The sequence below is a fragment of the Leptospira fluminis genome, from assembly GCF_004771275.1.
GTDB classification, from domain to species: domain Bacteria; phylum Spirochaetota; class Leptospiria; order Leptospirales; family Leptospiraceae; genus Leptospira_B; species Leptospira_B fluminis.
Genome location: NZ_RQEV01000005.1, coordinates 1 through 17,235, shown reverse-complemented (window position 1 = coordinate 17,235; position 17,235 = coordinate 1). Strand labels below are relative to the sequence as shown.

At 42.6% G+C, this 17,235-nt stretch carries 13 protein-coding genes; 5 read left to right on the top strand and 8 right to left on the bottom strand.

All coding sequences use genetic code 11. The annotated features are described in order from the left end of the window. Positions 1–31: 31 nt before the first annotated feature. Both EHO61_RS05305 and EHO61_RS05300 read right to left on the bottom strand, forming a co-directional pair. Positions 32–550, bottom strand: a complete 519-nt coding sequence (locus EHO61_RS05305; RefSeq protein ID WP_210415306.1) for a hypothetical protein — start codon at positions 548–550, stop codon at positions 32–34. Between the two features lie 17 nt (positions 551–567). Further along, a complete protein-coding gene (locus EHO61_RS05300) occupies positions 568–7,881 on the bottom strand; it encodes an RHS repeat-associated core domain-containing protein (protein WP_135812606.1) in 7,314 nt (2,437 codons plus the stop codon). A gap of 229 nt (positions 7,882–8,110) precedes the next feature. Between EHO61_RS05300 and EHO61_RS05295 the strand changes: the two genes are divergently transcribed. Genes EHO61_RS05295 through EHO61_RS05280 form a run of 4 tightly spaced genes read left to right on the top strand, consistent with a single transcriptional unit; the run spans position 8,111 to position 11,259 of the window. Continuing rightward, positions 8,111–9,016: an LA_3334 family protein gene (locus EHO61_RS05295; RefSeq protein ID WP_246032022.1), complete on the top strand. Its 906-nt coding sequence runs from the start codon at positions 8,111–8,113 to the stop codon at positions 9,014–9,016. Further along, entirely contained in the window at positions 9,013–10,374 is a 1,362-nt protein-coding gene (locus EHO61_RS05290) for a Kelch repeat-containing protein (protein ID WP_135812605.1), read from the top strand. Before EHO61_RS05295 ends, EHO61_RS05290 begins: the two co-directional genes overlap by 4 nt. 2 nt (positions 10,375–10,376) lie before the next feature. Beyond that, positions 10,377–11,039 (top strand): tetratricopeptide repeat protein, encoded by a 663-nt coding sequence (locus tag EHO61_RS05285; protein WP_135812604.1) that lies wholly within the window; start codon positions 10,377–10,379, stop codon positions 11,037–11,039. Between the two features lie 28 nt (positions 11,040–11,067). Further along, entirely contained in the window at positions 11,068–11,259 is a 192-nt protein-coding gene (locus EHO61_RS05280; protein ID WP_135812603.1) for a hypothetical protein, read from the top strand. Between the two features lie 92 nt (positions 11,260–11,351). Here the strand turns inward: EHO61_RS05280 and EHO61_RS05275 are convergent, their stop codons facing one another. The 4 genes from EHO61_RS05275 to EHO61_RS05260 form a co-directional block, all read right to left on the bottom strand. Continuing rightward, on the bottom strand, positions 11,352–12,569 hold the full coding sequence (locus tag EHO61_RS05275; RefSeq protein ID WP_135812602.1) for a HEPN domain-containing protein: 1,218 nt from the start codon (positions 12,567–12,569) through the stop codon (positions 11,352–11,354). 27 nt (positions 12,570–12,596) lie between these two features. After that, positions 12,597–12,953: a hypothetical protein gene (locus EHO61_RS05270; RefSeq protein ID WP_135812601.1), complete on the bottom strand. Its 357-nt coding sequence runs from the start codon at positions 12,951–12,953 to the stop codon at positions 12,597–12,599. Between the two features lie 292 nt (positions 12,954–13,245). After that, positions 13,246–14,187 (bottom strand): GIY-YIG nuclease family protein, encoded by a 942-nt coding sequence (locus EHO61_RS05265; RefSeq protein WP_135812600.1) that lies wholly within the window; start codon positions 14,185–14,187, stop codon positions 13,246–13,248. Positions 14,188–14,336: 149 nt separating this feature from the next. After that, positions 14,337–15,113, bottom strand: a complete 777-nt coding sequence (locus EHO61_RS05260; RefSeq protein WP_210415305.1) for a DUF4145 domain-containing protein — start codon at positions 15,111–15,113, stop codon at positions 14,337–14,339. 64 nt (positions 15,114–15,177) lie between these two features. Here EHO61_RS05260 and EHO61_RS05255 point away from each other — a divergent pair, with 64 nt between their 5' ends. Beyond that, a complete protein-coding gene (locus EHO61_RS05255) occupies positions 15,178–15,963 on the top strand; it encodes a tyrosine-type recombinase/integrase (RefSeq protein WP_167884812.1) in 786 nt (261 codons plus the stop codon). A gap of 64 nt (positions 15,964–16,027) precedes the next feature. Here EHO61_RS05255 and EHO61_RS05250 read toward each other — a convergent pair whose 3' ends face one another. Next, on the bottom strand, positions 16,028–16,771 hold the full coding sequence (locus EHO61_RS05250; RefSeq protein WP_135812598.1) for a hypothetical protein: 744 nt from the start codon (positions 16,769–16,771) through the stop codon (positions 16,028–16,030). Further along, positions 16,768–17,010: an NINE protein gene (locus EHO61_RS05245; protein ID WP_135812597.1), complete on the bottom strand. Its 243-nt coding sequence runs from the start codon at positions 17,008–17,010 to the stop codon at positions 16,768–16,770. The genes EHO61_RS05250 and EHO61_RS05245 overlap by 4 nt, the downstream gene beginning before the upstream one ends. Between the last annotated feature and the right edge of the window lie 225 nt (positions 17,011–17,235).

The following is a 17,235-nucleotide window of genomic DNA, read 5'->3' as shown; positions in this document are numbered from 1 at the left end:
CTTGCTCCATTCACTGTAAATGCGTTGCTGGCTAGAGAAGTTGGATTACAAGCTGTCGATCCGTTGAAATAGACATATTCATGGAAGTTCCATTTCGTGAAGAAGCCTTAACGGTGCATTCATTATTTTTACCAACTAGGTTTCCTCTCAAATCCAGGACTTCCCTTTCCAAATATGGAAAACCAATGAAAAAGAAAAAATCTGGAGAGTAAATTCCAACTTCATCGTAAATAATGATAGTAAATTCACATAAATTGCCTTTATTTTTCGCAATACTGTTATCATCGGAAATCCAAACCGGAGAACGGCCGAGAGATTTTACTAAATAATCTTCCGACACTTCGGATATTTTTTTCCTACGCATTTCTTTTTCAGATTTAAGCAGCTTTTCTGGACTTACTTCATTCAATTTATAATCCAAAATCACTGCACAATTCTTAATTACGTCTATCTTTACCCGATCAATCGAGGTGTTACCATTTAACTTCTTTTCGTACGAAGTAATACAGTTGAACAAAAAGAAGATAATTAAGTATCTTTTGAAATTCAATCCTAGCATATCGCAAATTAAAATAAAATTCTTCTAACTTTTCCCAATCCTGCAAGGAAAGCAGATACTGGCGTTTGAGAATTAAATAATGCTAAAGTAAACATATCTTCCACGTAGGCCTGTGCAACTTCTCCCAAATAATCTCCTAATGTTATCTTCGAATAATTGAAGTCGTGCCCCAATCCATAAGCAAAAGCCCCCTGACCCCAAGGGACTGTCCACAACGGAATTGATACTTCTTGTATATATGGAATGTGAGTCCAACCAAAGCTGTAATCTTCTGTCAGTACCCTAAAAGCAGCTTCTCCGGCTTTATCGATAACTTTGTCAATAAATCCCTCAACAGCATCCGTAAACGGAACCCAATTGTCCCCAAGCCATTCTATCCCGGAATCAATCGTAGCTAAAACAGAGTCGAATCCGGAGGAAATCGCGTCCACTACTCCGAATTCAACCGCACCGGCAGCAAGAATTCCCGCGGCATCGAGTCCCAATTGGATCTTGGTTCCATTCTGGAATCCTCGATTCGCAGCCTTAGTTCTCCAATGCATGTTATTGAAGGAAGACTTGCTTAAACCTCCTCCGATATAACCGATTGTTCCCACCGGGTTTATTATTGTCGCCCCAATGATTGCCAAACCCGCGACCGGCAAAAGGAAAAAGGCTCCAATCGTTTCGTAAATCGCTTCCCGATTTCGTGTTAGCATTTTCCCGAGATCACTGTTTCGAAGACCGTAGCCTAGCCTGGTTAGGCCCACTCCGTAATCCGAATGAGCAATCGCAGTGCCAAGGTTTCTAAAGGAAAGCTTAGAAATCGTAGACAGAGTCCTTCCAAGCCCTTTCAGAAGGGCCGTAAACCCGCCTAAAATCGATTTCCCTAACCCGGCTATTGCCCCACTCAACCAGGAATTCCCAGACGGATCGATCCGATCTACAGGGTTTCCTCCTACATACATGTATTTGTCCATTCCATTGACGGAGGAGAAATTCACATGCCTATCCGCTTCTATAAAACGGCCCAAGTTCGGATCATAGTGGCGTGCCCTATAATACAAGAGATTCGTCTCTAAGTCCTCTTGCTGACCCGTAAACTTATAACGGAAGATATCCGGGCCGAGGGAATCGTTTCGGACGATGGATCCATACGGTTCGTAGGTAACATGGCTCACTCCACTTTGCCCAGGACCAGGTGCTGGATTTCCGTACCCGTCTGTGAGCATTACTGTAGAACCCAAGTGATTCGGATGATAGAAATACATCCCGTTTACAGGTGTCGATCCCGCGTTGATTCCACCGCCGCTTGCAGTCTGTGGATTGTTCAGTGTTGGTGTACTCGGATCAGAAGATGCCCCCGGAATTAAGATCCAAGGAGGAGATCCCTTTCCGCTTCCGCTCAAGAAACCGTTACAGTTCTGGACAGTGAAGACAACTACGAAGGACAGTAATAAAACTGGAGCACTAAATCCTAGAAGTTTTGCCCTTTGTAAGATCTCGTTTCCTTTCAATAGGAGTGGATATGCCGCATATAGTAATACAAGGAGAAAGAGGTAATAAGAGATCGCGAAAAGGTCTGTTGGAATTCCTCTATGGAAGAACGCTGAGAAAGCAAAAAAGCCTCGAACTCCTTTTACGACATTCTCCTTCCAAATTCTTTGGCAAGTCCCTCCGATGGCAGCACTACAAATTTGGTCCGCCAAATTGCTCTTGGCGACATTTACCGCGTTTTCGTTAGAAGAAATTAAGACTGCATTGTTTCTAGAAACCTGAGAAACGAGATCTCCTTGGTTCCCTCGTATATAAAGAGTGTGCTGTTCTGGATTCCCTGGATTCCGGACAATCTCGTACAAATCTCCAAAGCTGTATGTTACCACTCCTGAAGTAGCAGAGACTTTTTTCACTCTGGTTCCCGCAAAATCATAATAATACAGGAACTGCCCTCCACCATTCGGATCGTATTCCACCATCTTTCCAAACGAATCGTACCGGAGAGTGTCTCCATTCCGAGAAATCATGTTTCCACTTGCATCGTAAGAGTAACTTAGAGGCCCGGTGCTCGTAGAATTCGATTGGGTTACCGCATTTACGTGATTGGAGTCACTATAACTGAGAGCGATATCTCCTTTTTGGGTCAGTTTACCGCCATCGGTATAGGAATAGTTTTGCGTTCCATAAATTCCCGTAGCTTGGACGAGCCTATTCCAAGAATCGTAAGAGAAGGATTCGTTTCTCTGGGGAGTAACATTGTCCGTAATGGATGCGATATTTCCGATCGAGTCGTAAGCATAGTTCACGTTTCCAAGAGTGGTTCCATCGGATTTCTTTGTGACAATACTCATCGGCCGCAAGTGAATCGGCTCGAAGGAAATGTCCATCGTCACACCGTTTCCAGTAGTTCTCCGAACGATCGGATTTGCAGAACCTAAAATCGGTCCTTGGTAACTAACTACCGTATATCCCGTACTCGTTCCATCCGCGGAATCCATCGAAACATCTGAAATGTAGTTATTTACCGAATAGTTGTTATGGATTTTCGTTCCATCCGGATACGTAATCGTTAGCGGTCGCCCTAAAGAATCGTAGTTAGAGCGAACAAAAACGATTAGATCGTCGATCGTTTTCTTTTGCTCGATCGTCCTTCCTTGTACATTATAATTGAAACTAGTCGTTCCTGTTCCATCGCTAACATGGGAAAGCCTTCCCTTCCCGAAGGAGCTAGTAGGGTCATCGTAGGTATATAGAACCGGAGTTTCTCCGCCACTTGGAGTCATACTGGAAATCCGACTGAGAGCATCGTATCCGAAAGTCAGGGTTTTCCCCCGAGCATCTGTCTGAGTAGAGATCCTTCCGGAAGAATCAAAGGTATAATTCACCGCTCCGGAATTCGGATCCCTGGAACTGATCTTTCTACCTGCCGAATCATAACCAAATGTACTAACATTCCCTTCCGGGTCCGTTGCGGAAGATAACTGGCCGTGAGTTTCGTATGTGTAACTGAGTGTCTTTCCATTGTCTGTTTTGGAAATGACCTGACCTAGTTCGTTCTTCACTTGGGAATTGGTCCGAACTGTTCCGCCCGGATAGGTTCGGTTCATAGTCGTCGTCAGTCCGCTATACGTAACAGAAGTCGTGATCGTTCCCGCAGCATCCGGAGTGTCTACGCTACTCAAAAGATTATCCGGATGGGCATAGTAATACTGGCTATATGAGGGAGTGATTCCGGTTACATATGTGTTCGATTTTCTAGAAACCACTCTTTTGATATAATCAAACGAAGTTTCATTGATTAGATTTACTCCGGCGACAGGAGTATTTGCCTCAGATCTCACCTCGTTTCCTAAAGGATCGATATAAGAGGTCAAAATGGAAGTAGTTCCTGTTACATTGTCTCTGATTTGTTTGGTAACAGATTCATTATTCGATAAGTTCGTTAAATCAAACCTTCCTACATTGTTATAGGTAAAACTTTCGTTCCAACTTGATTCCCCTGCAAACGTAACGGTCAAAGGACGTTTGTATCCATCGTAGGTCTTATAAGAGACGGCACCGTTCGCGTCCGTTGCGCTAATAGGAACACCTAAATCCAAGTTGTAAGTAATGGAAGTCGTGTGCCCTAAAGCGTTGGTCTTCTGGGTTTGAAATAGGTTTAAGGTAGTATCATAGACAAAGGTAGTGGCAGCACCGGCCGGGTCCGTAACAGAAATCGGATTTCCGTAGGAATCATACGTATAACCCGTAGACAATGCAGCGGAAGTTCCTGGAAATTCCGTCTTGGAAAATACCAAATCCCCATTATAGGTAAGCAAGGTATCTCCGGATAACCCGCCATCTACAAATGTCTTCGTTTCAAGAACCCGTCCCATTCTCCAATTTGTAGTATCGTTAAAGTAAGTATTTTGGGTCACTAAGGTATGAGAACCAGCGGTTTCCGTACTACTTATAGCATTCCCATAAGAATCGAATGCGATCGCCTGGTTTTTTGTTAAGTAAAGAGAACCGTTTTGATAATAGCTAAGAGAAACGTTTGTAGGGAATTCAATTTCCGTTCCAAACGGGTTCGGATAGGTATAACCAGAATTCAAGGTCTGCTGGACGAGATTTCCCGAAGAGTTATATCTACTCTCCGAATCCTTTTGACCCGAAAGTCTATAACTACTTTGGTTATATGCGTTAACACTATAAAATCCGGTGTTCAAATCCGTTTCCTGGATAGAAGCGAATCCTAGGCTCCGAGCGATTCCTCGGACTCCTAAATAAAACCGACTGTCTTTATACGTAAAAACGGAATTATTAGTGATGCCGTTCGTTAGATCTTCCACAAGAGAAGTAACTACGAAATCGGGAGTCGTATTCGGAAGGTTCGGATAAGAACCGGACCCTACCCTGACTCCTCCTGATTGGGCCGAAACCAGACCATAAAGAATGTTAGTCGTCTGGCCTGTCCCATTTGCTAAATTCGCAAGAGAATCCTCCGGAGAAGTCCGGACAGAATTCAGACTATAGAAGATTTGCCCGCTCGTTAAATCAGCACTCAGATACCCAACAGACACGTCCGCTGCCGAATCTCCGTTTAAATCTTGGACCGTTATCTGGTAGGTAGTGGCAGAGGTCACATATCCATTATTGTCCTTATTCACTACGGAAGATAAAGCTCCAAAATTATAAACACCGGACATCGTATTGAAAGACTTTCCGTTTGAAAGGTAGGTTTCTATCCTTTGCGTGGAAATATTGTAGAGAACCAGGTCGTTCAATTTATCCCCATTCACATCCCCGAAATTGAATTGGTTTACCTTAGTTCCATCGCTGGTATTCAGGGCAGTCGTATTCGGAGAAGCAAAGCCGGAAACAGTATTCAAATAAACGATCACCTCGTTACCGATGATCGATACGAGATCTGCGCGGCCATCTCCGTTCATATCCACTAAGAAGGATCGGAACGCATCCACACTTGCAGAGAGAGTATTAGTGATGGTATTGGCAGTACCGTTCGATAGATTAAAATAGCTAACTTGCAAAACAGTCTGCGCCTGGTTATTTGCGTATGCCACTGCAATCGCAGAGTTTAACGCGGATTGCTGTGTTTGGAGATCTTGCAAAACCGGAGAGTAAAGCTGAGAATATGCGGATTGTAAATCGTTCTGGAATCCGGTTAATTTCGTGGAAGCGAGAGGAAGAGTCGCCGTTCCCGCCAATACTTGATTCAAAAGAGAGATATCGGCGGAAAAGTTATCCACAGTATCCGCTTGGTAATACGAAACCAAGCTCTGAATCTTAGCGTTACTTGGTAAATTGGAACTCGAAGTCGCAGCAAACACCGCGTTTAAAGTGGTTAACTGGTTATTGTAATCCGTTTGAAGCCCGGAGAGTTTCGTATTGTCGTTTGCAACTGCTTGTTGTAACGCTTGGATATTAGCATTCGTGAAATTCACGGTGACAGTCACGTATTCTGCCTTACCGTCTCCATCGATATCCTGGAATTGGTTTAAGTAAGTTCCTTGGGGAGCAGAGATTCCAATGGGGGACGCAAAACTCCCCTTCTTATTGATATAGATCTGGAAGCTACTCCCATCGTAGTGAATAAAATCCTCTAGACCGTCCCCATTCATATCCGCCAAGTAGTCTTTCGCTGGAATATTCGAAGTTAGTTGTTTCGTGTCCACGGCCGGATTATAGACATACATGTACGGATTGAAGGAAGTGAGACTACCGTTGATTGTATTTAAGGAAACGTTCGAAAAATTCTGAGGACTAGAAAAGGAGGTTCCATAGGAATAGACCACCCAAAGAGTCCCTCCATTCTCGTACACGAAGTCCGTCATGCCGTTCCCGTCTATGTCGGCTACACTATAAAACGTATTGTAATGGATCGGGATCGAAGAGCTAGTAAAAGTCGTAGGAATTCCATTGTATTTTATCGGGGTTGCGGAAAGATGAATGGTTCCAGTCATTTCATCCCCAGTAAGAGCGACAAAATCCAAAACGCCGTCTCCATTCACATCCATCTGGAGCCAACCCGTCAATGCAGCCTTTACCCCGTAGGTACAGGAATTATAACCACCCCAAGCGTTATAGGTCGAACAAGCTATCTGTAGGTTTCCTTGGTATATCGGATCGTAATGCCAACAAGGAGCATAAAGAATACAAGCACAAGCGAGTAGTCCGATATTACAGGAATTTCGATCGGACACAGGAATCTGAACCGTATACTGCATACCTGTCACAATTTTAGTACTCGGAGACGGGATCGGAAACTCTGGTAAATTATTTTGAGGAGAAGTCTGAGACAGTAAAACATTCGGATTCGGAATGAATACATCTGTTCCGTCTCCAAATTGAAAGGATCCATAGCTAACTAAAGACGAACTAAATCCTCCATTCCCTTGGCTATTGTATGTGAAAACCAAATCATCATAGCTCTCATTTCCAAAGGCATTATTTCCATCCCTCCGGAGCCAAGCGAGTAGACTTCCACCTGTGACCGTCCCTTGAGAGTATCCGAATTCGTATTCCCGCAGAAGAGAACCGTTGGTATAAACGGATATCGTATTCAAGCGCTGAGTGAGATTTACAATCGTCCCTTGGGAATAATCTGGAATCACATCGGGCCGAGATTCATAAGAAAACTGGATCGATCGATTGTTGTAAGAGATAATAGCCGGATAATACGCTCCGGTACCATCCTGAGTATATTGCACTGTATACCCATTCCCGAAAGGATCCTGGACCTTACTCACAGCCCATATCCGGATCGCTCCCGATTGTCCGATTGCTAAGATTTGAGAATCGGAGGTTCCACCGAATGTATAGGTTAATCCCGTCTTATCAATTGCCGTCCAAGAACAAGGGCCGTCTCCACAAGTCCCGTTCGGATAGTAGCGAACGAAGGTTTCCTTTCTAGAATGATAAATCGACTTCGATCCGGAAATGTCGACTAACTGACCGCCAATAGAAGAAATATAAGAATCGCTACCGCTATACTTGACCCCGAAAGAAGGATCTCTAACGATAAAATCATTTCCTTCTAAAATCCAGCCCCTTCCTAAAATACCGTTACTCGCTTCGGAAGCGTAGGTTAACGAGAGCTTCGGTTCGATTCCCTTGGTTCCGGGTGGAATTTCTAAGGGAATATTGGTTACCGCCTTTCCGTCCGCAGAAACTACAACTTTAGGAAGCGGTTGCGGGGGAAGAGAACCGAGCATCCGAAGGACGCTCGAAACGATACTGAAGTTGCTCAAAAATACGAGAATGAATACAGGCAAACCCACCCGAATCCAGAATCGTTTAATAAATCCGAGATTCCAAGTTTCGATTTTGAGAGCAAACGCAGACATTAAACCCCGCTCATATTCGTTCGTTACCGAATCGAATATTTTGCTTAAAACCCTGGAGAAATGGCAAATTATGGTCAATGATATTTTCTAGCCTAAATTGCACCAATCTGCTCGATTAAAATCAATTTATGAAAAAAAGTGGCACAAATTGCGAATTCTTAAGGGCTTTCAATTTCTGTCATTTAGACATTTTGAATGATTTTCCCGAGAAGCGATCCTGAAACTATATATGAAACGATTTAAGAACTGTTCTAAACTGCTTTTATATTTCATCTTCTTCCTTTCTTTGATCGCAACTTCTTCCCTCTTTCCCGCTGAAATCGTTTTTCAAAACGGAGAAGCATACATCGCAGATACGTTGTCCGATACAGAAAAGCAAATCAAAGTGAAATGGAAGGATAAGATCTACACGATTTATAAAAGTGATCTCGCGAATATAGATTACTCCAAGAAGGGAGAAGACACTTCTTATTACTACTCGACTCTCGAACTAAACGACGGTTCTCGGATCAAAGGAGTGTTTGCAGAAGAGAGCACCGACGAAGTCACTCTCAAAACAGAACTTGGATTTCTAACGATTCCGAAGGCAAATTTAAAGAATCCTTCTGCATTAAAAAAAGGTCATCCTTCCCTTTCAGATGCTCTTCTAGATCCAGAGGCGCAACATCCAGAAACGAAAATCGGAATCTACGGAGATTTATTCCGGAACATAGGAAGGTCTCGGGACACTTTTCCTGCGATCTACGGCGGAGGACTCTTTTTCGAACCCGCTTTTCTAAATTACAACCGTTGGCAAATCGGATTCAGATCTGAATACTTGAGCGCACCGGGAGGAAGCGGAAACTTCTCCTTCTTCACGAACCAAGTCTATGCCCAGTACAGTAGAATCTATCAGAACAATCCGATGCTCGATCTATTTGTGAATGTGGGAGCCGGTGTCTCGGATGTTCGCTATGCGACGACCTATACCACCTCCGCGGGAATCGATCCATCTATTGCGGTCCAAGTAGGATGGCAAGGATTCAAATTTCGGAATTCTCAACTCCGAGTTTCCTGGAAAACCCAATGCGTTTTCGAAAGAACCTCTCAGATCTGTATGCAAGGAATCGAAGCGGGAGTTTTGATACGACTATGAAAGTTTCGATTATACTACCGATCGTTGTTTCACTTCTACTTTCTTGCCAAGGAAGTCCGATCACAAATGGACAGGAAACTGCTGCTCTAAAAATCCAAGGATTCGGGCCGGTAGCCGTGACTTCTACCACTGCAACCATCGCATGGAACTGCTCTGCGGATGTAGAAGGAATTCTGGGATATGGAATCGGATCTCCTACAAACTATCTCTTCGGACTCGTTCCTTCCAAACTCCAAAGTATCACATTAACGAACCTACAATCCAACACCCAATACGTGTATGCGGTATTCTGCGGAAAGATTTCTCCCGACGCTATGGGAAGTTCTGTCTTCACTACCCTTCCTTCGAACCAGCAGGTTCTAAACCGAAGTATCTGGGTTGTAGGAGGAATCGGGAACGGAAACATTCCTGTATCCCAAGTGGACATGTATGATCCAGTAGCAGGTCAATGGTACAATGGGATCACGACTCTTCCAACTCCTCGGGCGTTCGCAGGAGTAGTTTCCTATAACGGCAAGATTTATGTGATCGGAGGGGTCGCTAAGATCTCCGGAGTTTTTACGGCTGTAAACACTGTCGAAATGTATGATCCGATCGCAGGAACCTGGAAAACGATGGCTTCGATCCCTTCCGCTCTCCAAGGAATGGTAGCGGGAACTGTTGGAACAAACATCTACCTCATCGCAGGAACGACCACCACCGACATGACGACTGGAACCGTTTTGAACACGGTGTATAAGTTCTATCCGGACATCGGTTCCACTGGAGTTTGGCAATCCTACACTTCGAATACGAGTATTTTCGCAAGAGTAGACATGTCTGGTTGTGCCTTAAACGGAACCATTTTCTTTACTGGCGGAAGATACTACACGGACGGATCCGTTCAAAGTTCTACAGACGGATATTCTCCTTCTTCTAATTCTACCACTGCGTTTAACGAACCGGCACTCTCAGGAACAGGAGGCTTTGCTGGAGCTTCCGCTTGTTATCGCCCTCTTCCCACGGACCCCTATCCTACTGATTCCCCGGCTCTCTTATCAGTCGGCGGGTCGAGTGCTCAGATTACTCCCCAACCGGTCACTGCTTTGACCTCTCTCCAAAGATACGATTATTACGTTGCCGGAAGTGCAACTTTCCAAAGTGGACCTGTTCTCCCAACAACCACCGCTTACGGAGCGATGGAAATCTCCTACGACCTCCGCAGAGCCTATGTATTTGGCGGAGAAAGCTCTCTGAACATCCCAACTGCCCTCGTCTACTGGATCGACCTTACAAACCCAATTGGAGGCCCTTGGACGGCCTCTACAGCGATGCCGACAGCTCGTTTCGGACACAAAGCAGTGATTTTGAGTAGGTGACCATGAGAACTTACCTTTCCATTCTCTTTCTACTTCTCTTATCCCTTCCTTCTTTCGCGGAGTCGCAAGAGGAAGCCACCATTCAAATCAAAGGATACGTGGACTCTTTCCAATGGGAGAAAGCCCAAAGCGAACTGGATCGTTTCCTAACCAAAAACCCGAACGATGCCACCCTACAGCTTTACCAGAATTTTGTTTGGATTGGGAAAGCGGATCTTGCTTATTCGAATCGGAAATTTCTAACCGCTTTTGGATACTATGAGAAAGTATTCAAATCCTGGCCGAGTCATCCTGGAGTCAGGAGTCGGTATTTGGAGCTAAAGTCGCGTGAGGATTTGAAGGATCTTCAAGAGGAACCGAAAGTAGCAGCCCCTATAAAGGAAAATCGGAACTTCTCAGAAAACATATCCAAAACAAGCGGAAACTCCACTGTCCGAACCGTTTTTGTCTTTGACCCGAGTTTGCAGGAATCTTCCGCGAAAATCAAATTTGAGTACGAGGAACTACTAAAGGGAATCGAAGAAGCTAAGAAGAAAACGAAAGGAAATGTCGGATCCACGGCTACAGAGAATCGGGATCTAAGATTCGTCTGGATGGCGATTGGCGCCTTGGCACTTCTCACTCTCGTAAATACGGTTCTTCTGGTTCGAAATCGGAAAACATAACAAAGCGAAAAGCATTTAAGAGGAAACTATGGTTTGGAACGCATTGAAAGAAGGAGTGCTACCGGAAAAGAGTCAGCCCACTTTATTCCGGGACAAGAAAGGTGGCTATTTCTTAGGCGAAGTCGGGACGGATGGACTTATCAAGAAAACCGAGTCAGGATATCGGTATTCGATTCGGGATGGATTTGTGACTCACTGGGCTTATGTGAAAGGGCCGTAGTCATTTATGTAAGCAGCGTGACTAATCTTTGAAATTAAAAAATTTTTTTCTGAAGAAAATGTCAGGCAAATACTATCCTGTTCAGAACTCCTTTACCATTTCGGAATTTCCTTACTTAAAATAACCTTGCGAACTATCCGCTTTGCCAAACAATTAATTTTAACAAAAAAATCGCTTAGAGTTATTTTTCTGCCCGACAATTCGATTTCTTCGATAACTGTAAATTTACCATGAACAATATCAGAACGCATAGAATATAATTTATTTAATATCGCCTCAATTTCTTTTTTCGAATCTTCAGATCTTCCCAAGTATTTCATACCTCGCTCTCTAAATTTTTTCTTTACGTCCTTGTAGTCCCTGTCCGAAAAACGAAGTATAGCTTCAAACCCGATGGTATAATCAATAATTTTCTCCTTATTTTCGCTCCGGCGAAAGGCTTGGCTAAATCTCGACATTGCAAGAATTAAAACGTACCTTTCCTCTTGAGCCAATTGTGGAATTAATAAATAAAACCTCTTCGCTTTCAGTATTAATTGCGTCTTAGTTTCAAAATAAGTAATTTTTGCGCTCCCTACATCGACAATTGCTTTCGCATTACTATTATAATGAATACTACCTGGAATATTTTCATTTAAGTCAATCCAGTATGATTTTGGAACGATAGAATGCCGTGTCGTTATCCAAAGACAGAGTAAAAAGGTAGCAAATTCATTAAATTTTCCTGTTGTTAAACTCCGTGGTTCGGAAATATATTTTGGCTGAAGTAATGTTTTGGAGCTTATTGCTGAATAAGGACGCTCAACCGTCTCATCTTCATTAGCAAATGCTGGCATCTCCTCAATGATTCCATTCTGCTCTAATACCAATCTCTTAATAAAAGAATCATCCAACGAACTAATGGGTAAAAGAATAAAATTCCCCAAATCGATTTTCTTATGCAGCTTCATTCCAGAGAATATCAAGATCTCGGTGAGATGATTTTCTTCTCCTTTAAGATACTCTCTGAATAATTGAACTGCCCTCTCGAAATCATATTTATCAGTTAAGTATAATAGCCAACTTTTTACTATACCTACATCCGGCTTATAAGTAGATGTTCCTGCGTTTATAAAGGAACTCGTTAGTTCACGCACGACCTCAATTTTATTTAAAACTTTTACAATATCTCCATCTCTGTCCGAATAGTAGAACGGATTGGGTAAGCGAAAACTTTCTTTCGCATTTTTATCAGGGACTGTCCAGATTTTCTCTTTGGCATCCGAAAGAATCAGTTCCAATTCTTTCCAATCATCATCGTCGGAATCCATTCTCAAAGCCCTCAAGCAACTGCAAAATTAATAACGAACTCTATATCCGTACTTTAGGGAGACGCTCTCAACATTCTGCCATGACTCTCGTATTTCTGAAATATCCACGCCATTCTCCTCCAATTCTCTAAAAATGGGACCCATAGTTACTGCTGGATTGCCGATCAAAAGACCAATGATACTAACGAATACCCGTCTTAATTGAGTATCTTTTCGGTCATTCAAACGATCTACAAAATTCTCCCATGAGTGTACATGCTTCAGAAAGGCTTGTTGAAATTCAGGAGGACAATAAGATGTATCTATACTTCTCATTGCCTTTGCATAATCTGAATAGGCGTCTATCGCTGGCATTCCGGCTTCTATCTTGCGTAACTTTTCCATATGGTTTGTCTCGTTTTGCTCGATTACAATACGAATCGCAGATTTGTCCGTAATCGGAAAAGATGAGCAGCTAATTGTAAAAACAAGAAAAATTACTAACCGAGATCCTTTAAGCATTGTGAAATTTAAGGAATTTAACCATTTTAAGAATTTTGGCCACATAAATAGGGTTTTGTATCCAAGGGATAAAAGTGATTTAGGTGAGTTGCCAAGCCTCCCAAAATGCAGTACCGGATCCGACAGTTAAACGAAGTAAGTGGGTGACCCTAGCCGGTAAATGGTCGATAGAAAATCACACCTTTTCCTTTTTCAATTCTGCTATTGAATCGAGCCATTCGCCGTACGTTTGACCTTCTCTATTCTTCCATGCGATACGACCGTTGACCGTGGAACCACATATTAGCTGAGCTGATTTTGTAGCTGAGTCAAATGGATAATTTTGAGAGAAATAATAACCGGAACCAGATGCAATCAATACTTTAGATTCTATTAAGTCTTTACGAAGATTTCGAATCGAATCTGAAAGTGAGGAAACCTCCTGACCTCTGACCGTCGAATTCTTCAAAACTACGAATTGACCCGATTCAAGATAACAGTGTGCTTCATAACCATCACCAGTGAATTGAAATTCCTCGGTCGTTTGAGCGTTATATTCTGAAGGATTCTGATTGAAATTAGAAATTATTCGTGGTTCTTCAAAAGCAGGAACACCAAGAGTAGTTGACAGTAAACGTATTTGATCAAGCATCTGCTGCATATCAGAAACATCAGCCTCAGGCAAAGTTCCTCCTTGTGGTTGTGTATCATTAACAACGGTAACTCGCTTTACATTTCTTGCAATTTCAATCAATCTCGCTTCCAAGTATCGAGCATGTGCCTTAGTCAAAGAGAGGTCTTTCGTGATGAAGATCAGTGCTTGCTCCCAAAAGTCCTTTTTTTCATCTTTGTCATGAGCTAAAAGTCGCGATTTAACTTCATCCCCTTCTCCGATATACACGGCAATGCGACCGGAGGAATTTGGATCCTCGCCAGATAGAACATATACACCTGTCTTAGTACTCTCATCCCTATTCAAAATAAATAAAGACAGAGAAGCGCGTGGAACAACAAAAGCCATGACCGATGATAATCCAATTTCAGCGGTGCGTAAACCGCTAGAACTTCCATCAAGTAAGAATATCTTAATGCTTTTACCGTACATACTATACTCTCTCCATTCTTTCATTTGGCTCATTAAAAATGATTATCAGTTAGCAATTGATGCCGAGCGCTCTCGTTTAAACAAGCAAGAAATCGCATCGCAATGCAGTAAAGGCCAAACGAAGGCAATGAAACGGATCCATAACGTTGCAATAAAACAGACAGTTAGACAAAGTATCATAGTCATTTACCATTCTTCTTTTCAGATTCTTTTTGATCTGCAATCTGAATAATCGAATTTAGCCTCATTTCTTGCTCGTGTTTTGAAATATACCAGCCTCTTAAAAGAATTTCAATAAGTTGAACGAGAAGTTCTGCTTCCTTAGGTTCAACGTCTATTATTTGATTAATATCCTTCTCCATGTGAGCGCCGATATTTCCGACCTTACGAACTGCATCAATGGCTTTCCAACTTATAGGATCTATTTTACTTTCTAGCTCTATTATTTCATCGATCAACCTTCCTTTACTTATTTTCCAAAAATCTCTAATCATTCCTTGAAGGCATCTTCGAGAAAGCGTCGCAGATGCCTTCGGACTGAGATTGATAATTGCGCAAGCTTCATTATAATCTTGGATTATCTGCTTTGGAATATAGTTCGGAAATTTCTTAGCTAAACTTAGAGGCCTTAAATGCCACTTCTCTAAATAATTTTCCTCATTTACTATGGAATACTTTCCGAAAGCATCTCTTTGTGCCTTTAAAAGAAAAGTCATGATCGTGTATTCTTTACATTTAGGATTTGGACATGTAGTTAATACTGTCCGTAAAGCTAATATTCCATCTTTGCTGTCTTTATCAATATATTGAATAATATCAAAATAATTGGATTTTGTTATCGTAGTATCTCTTTGGCAAAACGGACAAGAAAAAGGAAACGACATACTATTATTATTTACTTCTGTGCTGATTTCATAAGACCTTTGCACAATCCCCACCCTAACCACATAAACTAACATTTGTACCCAAAATCTGGCGACCCAAATGCTCCTCGGGACACCTACATATGCAGGAGCATTAGAAATGAACAAATCCTTAAAGTTAACCGGAATACCTACTTACGACACATATATTCTCAAATGCAACGAAAATTTCCGAACCGCCGGAATGGATGAGATCAAAACCTGGCTGGAATCTCTAAAAGGACGCCTCCGGCCCTCTACAATCCGGATGATCAAGGCGGGTTTGAAGAAATCCATCCTGGCGACTTACGAAAATCAGGCGAATTCAGCGATATTCCTTGCCGCTTTGGATAAGTCATTCTCTGAAATTAGGTTAGATCGGCCCGACACTAAGGTGTATTCAGAAGAGATCCTCTCTAAAAAGGAAATAGAGGCACTGGTTCAAAATTCTTCCCCGAGGACAGGGTTAATCATCCAATCCTTGGGGAATACCGGCCTACGTATTTCGGAACTTCTTTCCATTCGGATCCAAGATTGCATCGAAGAGGGAAAGTTCGTATATATCCGGATCATAGGGAAAAACCGGAAGGAAAGGAGAGTATTTCTTCCCACGTCCCTTTTCCGGAAAATACGGAGAACCTTTCAGGGCAAGTTTTACCTATTCGAAACAAAGAACGGGAAGAGAATTACTAGGAATTACGCCTGGAAGGAAATCCATAGAAAGGGAAAAGAAATTCTGAATAAGAACATCCACCCCCATACCTTTCGGCATTCCTTCGCGACAAATACCATCCTAAAGAAAGGGAAGGACATCAAAGCAGTATCACAGTATTTGGGGCACTCCTCTACTGCGATCACAGCCGACATGTATTTGCATTCCGAGCTAAGGCCTGGGGATCTTTTTTAATCAATTTGGGAGATAAAACGGTCCAAGATGCAGGATCCGTTTCCCACGATATACCGAATCGGATCTATTCCAAAATCAATCCTACGTCTTCGTCGTAACCGCGGTCTGTATAGGAAATAGATTTTACTTTTCCTGTAACATCTAACCGGGAATCTTTTCGAATCTCCAAGACCTGATTTTCATTCGGAAAGATTTTCTTGATGTAGATACTCATTTTAGGGGCGCCATCCCCATCAAACCGAATCCCGAATTCGAGTTCCGCCTTCGGAATCGGTATCTCATAAGAAACAATATACCTACCGGTATCCTTCCAACAATCCGAGCAAAAAGCCAAATTCAAACGAATGATCGCTTCCAAAAATTCTCCGTTAGTCTGAGCCACAAGCTTACTCTGTGGATCGTTTTTGATTTTAGCCATAAGATCTTTTCCATGCCTGATTCCATTGGCGGACAGAGTCTTTTCTGAATCAACATTCATTACTTGGAGGGATTTAAAAGTGACAGCCTTTCCTACGATCGCCTTCTTGATCACTGCCAACGCCGCTTCTCTCTTTTCCTGCTTTTTCTTCTTTTGGATTTCCGTATCCTTGTAATTCTCTCGGTGATCTCTGACCGGCGTGAGGAGATCCAAAATAAAATTGCAATTGGATTCATATTCTTCTGCGTATTTGTCCTTTTGACCAACAGGAGGATTCTCCTCTTGAGAACTTTCTCCCTCATCACTCTGGGGCCGAATCGGTTCATAACCCAAAAACAAAATAAGCAGTAGGAAGGGGAAAAGTAACCGAAAGGAGAATCGAAGTTTCATTCGGATTTCGCGTTTGCTAAAGTCGCAGTCCGTATTTGTTTTAATTCTGCCTTTGTATTGTACGCGTCCACCTGCCCTCCAAGAGTGAAAAGATCGATCAACGCTCCAATGGAAAATACTCCTCCGGTAAATAACCAGATAAGACCAGTTCCTATCTTACCCAAGTAGAATCGATGTAAGCCTAATATGCCGAAAAGCCCAAGGATCCAAAATACATACGCCGTTCCCTTTGATTTCATATCGAACCTCTTTCCAAGACGCGACTTTAAGACTGCGTCTAATTTTATCACACTATATATAGTGTGTTATGTAGGTCAATTATAATTACCATAACAGGCGTGGATTACACTTCCTTTCGTCGGAAAGTCGGTCTTAGATTAAAGGAGTTGAGATTAGAAAGGAATCTTTCTCAAGAGGAACTAGATTCGGGGGACGATGGAATTCCTTACCGAACAGTTCAGAAT